This window comes from uncultured Arcanobacterium sp., assembly GCF_947253055.1.
In the GTDB taxonomy this organism is placed as follows: domain Bacteria; phylum Actinomycetota; class Actinomycetes; order Actinomycetales; family Actinomycetaceae; genus Arcanobacterium_A.
Genome location: NZ_CAMXYE010000009.1, coordinates 17,259 through 27,486, shown reverse-complemented (window position 1 = coordinate 27,486; position 10,228 = coordinate 17,259). Strand labels below are relative to the sequence as shown.

The window sequence follows — 10,228 nt, the reverse complement described above, 5'->3', positions numbered from 1 at the left end:
TAGTTTGGTCAGCTACGGCGGGAAAATACTTTTAGTTTTTATATCTCTCGTAGTGGTACGAGTGGGAAATTTTGCCAGTCTCGGCGGAGTCTGTGGCGGTTTTATAGCCGGACTATTGATTTCACTCTGCATCGCTTCGCTGATAATTTTGCGCGCTCCGGGCCCAGATTTTTCTAATTCGAATCTTTAAAAAATATCTTCTTTTTTACCCGCCCCGGGGCTGGCTGATACGTAACTTCTCATGTAGAGTATTAACGTTAGGTTTTGCTCCGAATCCAGCGATGCTACGTGGGCGGAGGCGGAAAAATTTTTAGAATAGGATTAAATGGATAGTGAATACTCCGCTTAGTCTCATCGTCCCTGCTTACTTCACTGCTACCGCGGGAAATGATTTTACTGGCCCTTCTTTGGCAGGAGAATTTGATCCAGCCCCGATTCTTTTTGCGGGCACTCCTTTTGCCTTGAATCGTATTATTCTGGTGCGGCTAATCGCGGTGCTCTGCCTTTTCCTAATTATGTTCCTCTATTCGCGGCGCGCTCGTTTAGTGCCGGGAAAAGCCCAGAGTGCGGTGGAATCACTTTTAGAGTTTTCGCGGGTGCAAATCGGGGAGCAAATCCTCGGGCCCAAAGCCGGCCCCTACCAGCCTTTCTTAGCTACGCTTTTTCTCGGTATTCTTTTCATGAATTTGACGGGCGTGATTCCCGGTTTACAAATAGCCGGCACCTCTCTCTTCGGTATGCCCCTTATCTTCGGCATCTATGCCTATATCGGCTTTATAGTGGCAGGCGTAAGAAATTCGGGTATTAAGTTTTTCCGCAACTCACTTATGCCCCCGGGGGTACCAGCTCCGCTCTACATACTGATGATTCCGATTGAGCTATTTTCGACCTTCATATTGCGCCCAATCACCCTTGCCTTGCGTCTTTTAGTGAATATGGTTTCGGGGCATTTCATCCTAGTGCTTTGTTTCTTAGGTACTAACTACCTCTATTTCACTATCTCCGGTGCTATCGGGGTGGGGGCCGGTACGCTTACGTTGCTAGCCGGAATTGTCTTTGTAGTATTCGAAATTTTCGTGGCCGCTTTGCAGGCATTCATCTTTACTATGCTCTCCGGCGTCTACGTATTGATGTCAATATCGGAATAAAACTTTCATAAACAGATAACAACACAGAAAAGGAAATTAAATATGACTGGTAGCATCGCCACTATTGGATATGGTATCGCCACCCTAGGACCTTCGCTGGCTATTGGTATGATCGGCGCGAAGACGCAGGAATCTACCGCTCGGCAGCCCGAGTTGAAGGGATATCTGCGTATTAATATGTTTCTGGCCATCGCCTTTGCGGAGGCACTAGGTCTGATTGGCTTCGCCGCTGGATTCGTATTCTGATGATCATGGAGACGGCTATTTTTGCATCCGCCTCCGCTTCTGCCAGTGGCTTCCAGCTATTGGTGCCGGCTTTGCCGGATTTGCTTTGGGGTACGGTCGCTTTCGCAATTGTGGCAATTGCGATTTATAAATTTGCCTGGCCTACTTTCTCCCAGCTTTTAGAAGAGCGGGGAGAAAAGATTGACGCTGGCTTGCAGGCTGCGGCTGCTGCGCAAGAAGAAATTGCGGCAGCGCAGGCACAGTTGCGCAAAGAAGTCACCTCTGCCCAGCAAGAAGCGGCATCAATCAGAGAAAAAGCTCAGGAAAATGCGCGGATGATTATTGCTGATGCCCAGATGAAGGGGCGCGATGATGCCGCTGATATCGTTGATTCTGCTCAGCAGCGTATCGTAGCAGATCAAGAAGCTGCCTCTCGTACTCTGCAAGCTCATATTGGGCTTCTAGCTACTGATTTAGCGGGGCGGATTATCGGCGAAGCAGTGAGTGATAAAGAATTGGCTGGGCGGGTCATTGATCGATTCTTAGACGAATTAGAGCAAGATTCGATTCGGCAAAAAGCAGATTCCCGGGAGGCTTAGTGCGTACCGGAAGTGAAGTTGCCTTAAGGAATTTAGTGGATTCTTGGAATGCTCTTTTACGGGAGCACCCGGAGCAGGAAGTAAAATTTGCGCAGGAAATATATGCGGTGCGCGATCTTTTACAGCAGAATTCCACTTTATTAGGAGCTCTTGCTGATAGTGCTCGCCCAGCTGAAGACCGCCAGCGCCTAGCAGCGGAAGTATTTGCCAATAACGTGAGCGGAGCAGTGCAAGATCTGTTGAGCGGGGTAATTGCTGCGAATTGGGCAGAAGAAAAAGATTTTTGCGTGGCGCTAGATAATTTAGCGACTCAATCGGTGCTGGCAGGTGCGGAGCGCGTTAATCTTTTAGATAGCACGGAAGAATCACTGTATAAGTTACTGCGGTTGCTCAGCCGGGAGCGCGATTTACGTATCACCTTGGCTGATAACCACATCGAATTGGCGGCGCGGAAAAAACTAGCAGAGCAGGTATTTGCTGATATTAATCCTTATGGTAAAGAGCTTATTTTCCGAGCTTTGCAGCTGAGCGAAGAAGAGTCCTTTACCCGGGTTATCAGTAGATATATGGATATTGCTGCTGAGCGGGGAGCACATTTGGTGGCTTCGGTGTTGAGTGCAGTGCCCCTGAGCAGTGAGCAAGAAGAGCGACTGTGCAATATTCTCAGTAGCAAGTATGGAGCGGATATACGTTTGCATACCACTATTGATACGAGTATTGGCGGCGGATTGCGTATCCGCGTGGGCGATGAGGTAATTGACGGTACTTTAGGAGCACGGCTGGCAGCGGTGCGGGAAAAATTTGCAAAAAATCTTAAATAAATGCGGCGGAGGCCGCTGAGAGTGAACGAGGAAGAGGAATGGCTGAACTAAGCATCCAACCCGAGAAAATTCGGGAGGCGCTGAGCAACTTCGTAGAGTCTTATGAGCCAGCTCAGGTGGCTGGGGAAGAAGTCGGGCAGGTACTGGAGACGGCAGACGGTATTGCGCGAGTGGCCGGGCTGCCCGGTACGATGGCGAACGAGCTGCTGAAATTCGAAGACGGCACGCAAGGTTTAGCAATGAATCTTGAAGAAAAAGAAATCGGCGTGGTAGTGCTCGGTGATTTCTCGATGATTCAGGAAGGTATGGAAGTACGCCGTACCGGTGAAGTGCTTTCTGTGCCAGTAGGCGATGGTTACTTAGGGCGAGTGGTAGATCCACTAGGCAATCCCATTGACGGCCTGGGAGATATCACTAACCTGCAGGGGAGGCGCGCTCTGGAATTGCAGGCTCCGGGCGTGATGATGCGCAAATCAGTGTGCGAACCGCTGCATACAGGATTAAAAGCAATTGACGCCATGATCCCGATTGGGCGGGGGCAACGGCAGCTCATTATTGGTGATAGGCAGACCGGGAAGACGGCCCTTGCTATCGATGCTATTTTGAATCAGAAAGAAAACTGGGAGACTGGCGATCCGCAGAAGCAAGTACGTTGTATCTATGTGGCAATCGGGCAGAAAGGTTCTACTATTGCCTCGGTGCGCGCTACTTTGGAGCATGCGGGAGCTTTGCAGTATACGACTATAGTTGCCGCACCTGCCTCTGATTCGGCTGGTTTTAAATACTTAGCGCCCTACACTGGCTCTGCTATTGGCCAGCACTGGATGTACGATTCGAAGCACGTATTAATCGTCTTCGACGATCTTTCTAAACAGGCGGAGGCTTATCGTTCGATGTCGCTGTTACTTAGAAGACCTCCGGGGCGGGAAGCTTATCCGGGCGATGTATTTTACTTACATTCTCGCCTGCTGGAGCGTTGTGCGAAACTTTCGGACGCTTATGGCGGCGGTTCGATGACTGGCTTGCCGATAATTGAGACGAAGGCGAACGACGTATCGGCGTATATTCCGACTAACGTAATTTCGATTACGGATGGGCAGATATTCTTGCAGTCGGATTTGTTTAATGCAAATCAGCGCCCGGCAGTAGATGTGGGTATTTCCGTATCGCGTGTAGGCGGAGATGCCCAGATTAAGGCGATGAAGAAAGTGGCCGGTACGCTGAAAATTACTTTGGCGCAGTATCGGGCGCAGGCAGCTTTCGCGATGTTCGCTTCCGATCTGGATTCTGCCACGCAGAAGCAGCTCATTCGTGGTGAACGGCTAATGGAACTGCTTAAGCAACCACAAAATACGCCTTATCCGATAGAGGAGCAGGTAGTTTCGGTGTGGGCAGGTACGCATGGGTTTATGGACGATATACCGGTGATAAAAGTACATGCTTATGAAGCGCAGCTTTTGGATTATCTCCGGCATAATTCCCAGATACTTTCCACAATCGCGGATACGGAACTGCTCACCCCCGAGACGGAAGCAGAATTAGAGAAGGAAGTGAAGGCTTTTCACGAGAGCTTCCTGGCTAATTTAGAGGCTAATACGGCTAAGCTTCCGGAGGAAGAAGTGAGCGCAGAATCTGCGCAAGAGAAAATTGTGCTTAAGAAGTAGGGAATACCGTGGGAGCTAGCCAGCGAGTTTACAAGAAGAAGATTCAAGCTACCTCCACGCTCGAAAAAGTCTTTCGGGCGATGGAGCTAATAGCTGCATCTCGGATTGGGAAAGCCCGTAAGCAGGCTTTAGGAGCTGATCCCTATACGAAGGAGCTCACCGCAGCTCTGGCAGCTGTAGCTGTGCATGCGCAAACTAACCACCCTTTGGTTAATGAGCGTACTGATACTAATAAGGTAATCGTATTTGTGATTACTTCTGATCGCGGCATGGCGGGAGCCTATTCAGCTTCCGTGCTGCGGGAAGCAGATGGGCTTCTCGAAGATTTACGTGCCGCCGGTAAAGAGCCAATACTATTTGTATTCGGTCGGCGGGGAGAATCTCATTATTCCTTCATGGGTGAAAAAATAGAGAAAGCCTGGACGGGAGAATCAGATAAGCCTTCTAATGAGACTGCCCTAGAAATTGCGCAGCTTTTCTTAGCGCGATTTTTAGCTCCGGCCGCCGCCGGGGGAGTAGCAGAACTGCATGTGGTATCGACTCGTTTTGAATCGATGGTGCGCCAGACGGTAGAAATTCGCCGTATGCTGCCGCTGGTTGTGGTAGATGAGGAAGAAGATAGCGCAGAAGAAAGTGCGGATAAGAGTTTTACTCAGTATCCACTCTACGAATTTGAGCCTTCGGCGCAGGAAGTTTTCGATGCTTTACTGCCGCTCTATGTATCGCAGCGTATCCATTCGGTATTGCTGATGGCGGCGGCTTCGGAATTGGCTTCGCGCCAGCGAGCGATGCAATCGGCCACCGATAACGCTCGTGAACTTATTAATGATTATGTCCGGCGAGCTAATAATGCTCGTCAGGCTGAAATTACTACAGAAATAACAGAAATTGTTTCCGGTGCAGATGCGCTGGCTGGCAAATAAATGCGGTAGCGGTAGCTGCCGGGAGCAAAGAGGAAGAGATAAATGACCGTCGAAGATAAGACTCAGAATACAGACGCGCGTCCCCTCTCAGATGGGCGGATAGTGCAGGTAATTGGGGCGGTAGTGGACGTAGAGTTTCCGCCGGATGCTCTGCCGGCGATTAACTATGCTCTCACCACCGAGGCACAAAATATCAATAGCGATAGTGCCAGTGCAGATGCGCAGTGGCGGAAGATGACTCTCGAGGTGGCGCAGCATCTCGGAAACGATATTGTGCGTTGTATCGCCATGGCTCCTACCGATGGCTTGGTGCGGGGAGCAGTGGTGAAGAATACGGGTGCTCCAATCACAGTGCCGGTAGGGGAAGCTACAAAAGGGCGCGTATTTAACGTGGTGGGCGATTGCTTGAATCTGGAGGAAGGCGAGAAGCTAGAGGTAAAAGAGCGCTGGCCGATTCACCGTACCGCTCCTGGCTTTGAACAGCTGGAGCCAGAGACAAAGATGTTCGAAACGGGCATTAAGGTAATCGATTTGCTCACCCCCTATCTACAGGGTGGAAAAATTGGTCTCTTCGGAGGTGCCGGTGTAGGAAAGACGGTGCTTATTCAAGAGATGATTCAGCGCGTGGCCCAAGATCACGGTGGTGTATCCGTATTCGCGGGTGTTGGAGAGCGTACCCGTGAGGGTAACGATTTGATTATGGAGATGGAAGAAGCAGGCGTGCTGGAAAAGACGGCGCTGGTCTTCGGCCAGATGGACGAGCCGCCAGGGGTGCGTTTGCGAATTGCTCTTTCCGGGTTGACTATGGCGGAGTATTTCCGTGATGTGCAGAATCAAGACGTATTGCTCTTTATTGATAATATCTTCCGCTTCACCCAAGCCGGTTCCGAGGTATCTACGCTGTTAGGGCGGATTCCTTCGGCGGTAGGCTACCAGCCCACTTTGGCTGATGAGATGGGTGCTCTGCAGGAGCGTATTACTTCTACCCGCGGTCATTCTATTACTTCTTTGCAGGCTATTTATGTACCGGCTGATGATTACACCGATCCGGCGCCGGCTACTACTTTCGCGCATTTGGATGCGACTACGGAACTTTCCCGTGATATTGCTTCCCGGGGTCTTTATCCGGCCGTAGATCCGCTTTCCTCCACTTCGCGTTTACTTGATCCGCAGTACGTAGGAAAAGAGCACTACGAGGTAGCTACGCGCGTCAAGCAGATTCTGCAGAAGAATAAAGAGTTGCAGGATATTATCTCCATTCTCGGTGTAGACGAGCTGAGCGAAGAAGATAAGATTACTGTGGCACGGGCGCGCCGGATTGAGCAGTATCTATCGCAGAATACCTATACGGCAGTGAAGTTTACAGGTGTAGAAGGTTCTACCGTGCCGGTCGCTGAAACGGTTGAGGCATTCCGCCGTATCTGTGATGGCGTATATGACCAGGTACCGGAGCAGGCTTTCTTTAATATCGGAGGTATCGAAGATATCGAACGCCGCTGGTATGAGATTCAGCAGGAAACTAAGTAATGAAACTGGATATAATATCGCGCCGCGGAGTCATTTTCACGGGTCAAGTATCCGAAGTAGTGGTGCCGGCTTATGAGGGAGAAATGGGAATTCTTCCAGGGCATGCGCCGGTATTGGCGGTACTAGTACCCGGAAAAGTCCGTTATACCACTGATTCTGGCCAGAAAAACTATGCGGAAATTAGTAATGGGTTCATGACGGTGGATTCCGATAATATCCGGATACTGGTGGAGAGCGGCCACGCGATAGAGGAATGAGATGATAAGCTGATGCGCTTAGTGATAACCAAGTGCGCAGTGGATTATGCCGGGCGTTTAGATGCGCATTTAGAGCCGGCTATTCGCCTAATTATGGTGAAGGCAGATGGCTCAGTGCTCGTACACGCCGACGGGGGCTCTTATAAGCCTCTGAACTGGATGAGTGCGCCCTGCGATTTACATATCAGGGAAGCGATGGCAGAAGAAGCCGCCGCCGGTGTGACCGAAGTTTGGGAAGTGGTGCATCGCAAGACGGAAGATAAATTAAATATCCAGGTCTTTAGCATCTATTCTGATATTGAATACGAATTTGGCAATGAACCAGGGTTGCAGAAAGATGGGGTAGAAGCCCATCTCCAAGCGTTGCTCGCGGAACAAGTAGAGATAGTGGGAGAAGATATGCGCTTAGTGCGCCGCGAATACCCCACTCCCATCGGTCCGGTAGACCTCATGCTCGTAAATTCTTTAGGAGAACATATTGCCGTGGAAGTGAAGCGGCGGGGAGAAATAGATGGCGTAGAGCAACTTACGCGCTATTTAGAGTTCCTGCGGCGTGATTCTACAATTACTCCGGTGCACGGGGTATTCGCGGCGCAAGAAATTAAGCCGCAGGCACGTACCTTGGCAGAAGATCGGGGAATTTCCTGCTTGATTCTAGATTATGATGAAATGCGCGGATTGAATGATGCAGCAGATAGGCTCTTTTAATGCGGAAATCTCGCAAATATAGCCGGGTGGTGCGCCCGCTCAATACGGAGCGTATTCTGGGTTATACGCGCCAAGAAATAGGCAAAGATGGCCGAGAATATAAAGTGCATCATATTCAAAGCGCTAAAAAGCGCTATATTTGCCCGGGCTGCTCTGGAACTATATCTATAGGGGAAGCGCACGAAGTGGCGTGGACAGAAGAAAATTGGTTTGGCAGAGAAGCGGGACTGCGGGAGCGGCGCCATTGGCATACTGCTTGCTGGCGGGCGCGCGGGAGAAGATAAAGCGACGATAAGGAAAATTTCTAAAAGAGAAGAGATAGCTACGATGGAGAAAATTCTGGCCTATAAGCGCAGTGGTCCGGCGAGTGAGCTTCCTTTAGTGTTGCTGCACGCTCTCCCTTTAGATGGGAGTATGTGGGATAGAGTGCGCCTCCTTCTGAATGATATCGATGTGCTCACGGTAGACGCCCCCGGCTTTGGCAGTTCCCGCCCGGGGCAAGAGTTTTCCACGACTGGAAATATTAGTGCCTATGTAGAAGCGTTAAAAAATACTTTAGCGAAGCTCGGAATAGAAAAAATTACGTTGGGCGGGCTCTCTATGGGAGGAGTAGCAGCTGCGGCATTTACTTGCAGCCACTATGCGCAAGTGCGGGCCTTAGCGCTTATGGATACGAATATTGCGGCCGATACTGCTGCCCAGCGAGCGCGCCGGCAGGAGATTATTGCCCAAGCTGCACAGGGGCAAGGAAAAATTGCGCTTAGCGATTGGCCGGAGACGATGCTTTCGCCGGCGGCGACTGCCGAAATAAGGCAGGATCTACGGCTACGTTTGGCAGATATACCAGAAGATGGTCTGAAATGGGCACAGGAAGCCATGGCAGGGCGCCTTAGCTATGAAGCAGCGGTAGAAAAAATTTCTGGGCCGCTCTATCTTATTCGGGGGAGTGACGATCCCACCTGTGCGCGCGCTGCGCTAGCTGCTTGGGCAGAGCGGAGTACCAATGCGCAGCTTAGAGAAATACCCGCAGCTGGGCATTTTACCGCTTTAGAGAATCCGCCCGCTTTAGCGAAGATTTTACGCGAATTCTATGCAGCAGCGCGCGCTGCGTAATCTGCACTCTAGCGTATCCGCGCTATTCTCCCGTTGCTGTTTTTTCTGCAGCTGCTTTCAGCATTTCGTCTAGCGCGAGGGAATTTTCGGAATTATTCAGTACTCCGCGCATATCCTCTAAATACGATGTGAGAGCGGCGCGTTGCGCCTCTAGAGATTCTACATATTCGGTGGCGGCGCGGCGCTTAGCGGTGCTTTCTTCTTCAGCTGCCGCCCGCAGTTGCTGGCTTTCTGCCCGTGCTTTTGCCAGTATATCCGCTGCTTCCGTGCGGGCTTGAGCAAGTATTTCTGCTGCTTGCTGCGTAGATTCAGCGCGCAGTTCGCTAGCCCGTTTCGTAGCTTCGGCCACGCGGGCTTCGGCCTGCTGAGCAGTGCTCTCAGCCGTCTGTAGCATTGCTTCGGCCTTTTCACGTAAATCAGCCTCTTGTGCCGCCAAAGCTGCAGCTGCCGCTTGGTTGCGTTCGGTAATTTCTTTTTCTGCATCCGCCCGCAGCGTAGTGACCAGAGTTTCGGTATCCGCCCGTAATTTTGCAGTTTCCTGTGCAGCAGCGCTGCGCATTTCCGCTACTTCTTTTTGGGTAGCACTACGGAGAGTAGTGGCGGCACTGGCAGCTTCTACTTTTAAAGTATTTATTTCTTGTGCTGTCTGTGTGCTAAGAGTTTGGGCCTCTGCTTCGGCGCGCGTGCGTATCATCTCCGCTTCCCGCCGCGCCGATTCCAACATTTCACTGCTAACTTTTCCAGCGGCAGCCGTCTTTTCTTCTGCATTTCGTTTTGTGGTATCAGCTAAATTGGCGGCGTCTTTCTGCGCTTTTTCTAAAACGTCACGGCTTTCCCGCTCTGCTTCTGCTCGCAGATTTTCTGCCTTAAGCTGGGCATCTTCCAGAAGTTTCTCGGCATCGCGCCGCGACTGCGTCATCACATCTAGAGCTTGTTCTTCAGTGGCGCGCAGCAGCTTCTCTACGCGTGCTCCCAGGCCTGCATAAGAGGGGCGGCTATTTTCGCGCAGTTCCGCCTGCGCTTGGGCAAGTTTTCCAGATAGCTGCAAAATCTGGCTATCTAATTCCGCCACTTGCGCACGAGTCTGGCCGAGTACATCAGTAAGTTCTCCTACTTTCTGATCTACCTGTGCCCGATCGTAGCCGCGCATAACTACGGAAAATTCTGCTTCTTCGCCACTCATGCTTTATTTCTCCATTTCGGCAGATATTCATATTCTTTGCCCGATTCGCATCGGCACATA

Annotated in this window: 13 protein-coding genes; 12 read left to right on the top strand and 1 reads right to left on the bottom strand. The window is 50.9% G+C overall.

What is annotated here, in order from left to right; genetic code table 11:
* The 12 genes from Q0X35_RS01325 to Q0X35_RS01270 all read left to right on the top strand — a co-directional run.
* On the top strand, nt 1-190 hold a 190-nt coding region (locus Q0X35_RS01325; RefSeq protein WP_297564619.1), incomplete at its 5' end, for a hypothetical protein.
* Nucleotides 191-332: 142 nt separating this feature from the next.
* Nucleotides 333-1,148 (top strand): F0F1 ATP synthase subunit A, encoded by an 816-nt coding sequence (atpB, locus tag Q0X35_RS01320; protein ID WP_073996670.1) that lies wholly within the window; start codon nt 333-335, stop codon nt 1,146-1,148.
* A gap of 42 nt (nt 1,149-1,190) precedes the next feature.
* Nucleotides 1,191-1,394: an ATP synthase F0 subunit C gene (atpE, locus tag Q0X35_RS01315; protein WP_073996669.1), complete on the top strand. Its 204-nt coding sequence runs from the start codon at nt 1,191-1,193 to the stop codon at nt 1,392-1,394.
* Between the two features lie 5 nt (nt 1,395-1,399).
* Nucleotides 1,400-1,972, top strand: coding sequence for a F0F1 ATP synthase subunit B (locus Q0X35_RS01310; RefSeq protein WP_297564617.1), 573 nt, complete (start codon nt 1,400-1,402; stop codon nt 1,970-1,972).
* Nucleotides 1,972-2,793, top strand: coding sequence for an ATP synthase F1 subunit delta (atpH, locus tag Q0X35_RS01305; RefSeq protein WP_297564616.1), 822 nt, complete (start codon nt 1,972-1,974; stop codon nt 2,791-2,793). Before Q0X35_RS01310 ends, atpH begins: the two co-directional genes overlap by 1 nt.
* A 38-nt stretch (nt 2,794-2,831) precedes the next feature.
* A complete protein-coding gene (gene atpA, locus Q0X35_RS01300; RefSeq protein ID WP_297564615.1) occupies nt 2,832-4,457 on the top strand; it encodes a F0F1 ATP synthase subunit alpha in 1,626 nt (541 codons plus the stop codon).
* Nucleotides 4,458-4,465: 8 nt separating this feature from the next.
* On the top strand, nt 4,466-5,380 hold the full coding sequence (locus tag Q0X35_RS01295; protein ID WP_297564613.1) for a F0F1 ATP synthase subunit gamma: 915 nt from the start codon (nt 4,466-4,468) through the stop codon (nt 5,378-5,380).
* A gap of 42 nt (nt 5,381-5,422) precedes the next feature.
* Nucleotides 5,423-6,907, top strand: coding sequence for a F0F1 ATP synthase subunit beta (atpD, locus tag Q0X35_RS01290; RefSeq protein ID WP_297564612.1), 1,485 nt, complete (start codon nt 5,423-5,425; stop codon nt 6,905-6,907).
* Nucleotides 6,907-7,164 carry an ATP synthase F1 subunit epsilon gene (atpC, locus tag Q0X35_RS01285; protein WP_073996663.1) on the top strand — a complete coding sequence of 86 codons (258 nt, stop codon included), beginning with the start codon at nt 6,907-6,909 and terminating at the stop codon, nt 7,162-7,164. Before atpD ends, atpC begins: the two co-directional genes overlap by 1 nt.
* A 12-nt stretch (nt 7,165-7,176) precedes the next feature.
* Nucleotides 7,177-7,872, top strand: a complete 696-nt coding sequence (nucS, locus tag Q0X35_RS01280) for an endonuclease NucS (RefSeq protein WP_297564609.1) — start codon at nt 7,177-7,179, stop codon at nt 7,870-7,872.
* Nucleotides 7,872-8,156 carry an ATP/GTP-binding protein gene (locus Q0X35_RS01275; protein WP_202613026.1) on the top strand — a complete coding sequence of 95 codons (285 nt, stop codon included), beginning with the start codon at nt 7,872-7,874 and terminating at the stop codon, nt 8,154-8,156. Before nucS ends, Q0X35_RS01275 begins: the two co-directional genes overlap by 1 nt.
* Nucleotides 8,083-8,985, top strand: a complete 903-nt coding sequence (locus tag Q0X35_RS01270) for an alpha/beta fold hydrolase (RefSeq protein WP_297564607.1) — start codon at nt 8,083-8,085, stop codon at nt 8,983-8,985. Before Q0X35_RS01275 ends, Q0X35_RS01270 begins: the two co-directional genes overlap by 74 nt.
* Nucleotides 8,986-9,007: 22 nt before the next feature.
* Here Q0X35_RS01270 and Q0X35_RS01265 read toward each other — a convergent pair whose 3' ends face one another.
* Nucleotides 9,008-10,168, bottom strand: a complete 1,161-nt coding sequence (locus Q0X35_RS01265) for a cell division protein DivIVA (protein ID WP_297564606.1) — start codon at nt 10,166-10,168, stop codon at nt 9,008-9,010.
* Nucleotides 10,169-10,228 lie beyond the last annotated feature (60 nt).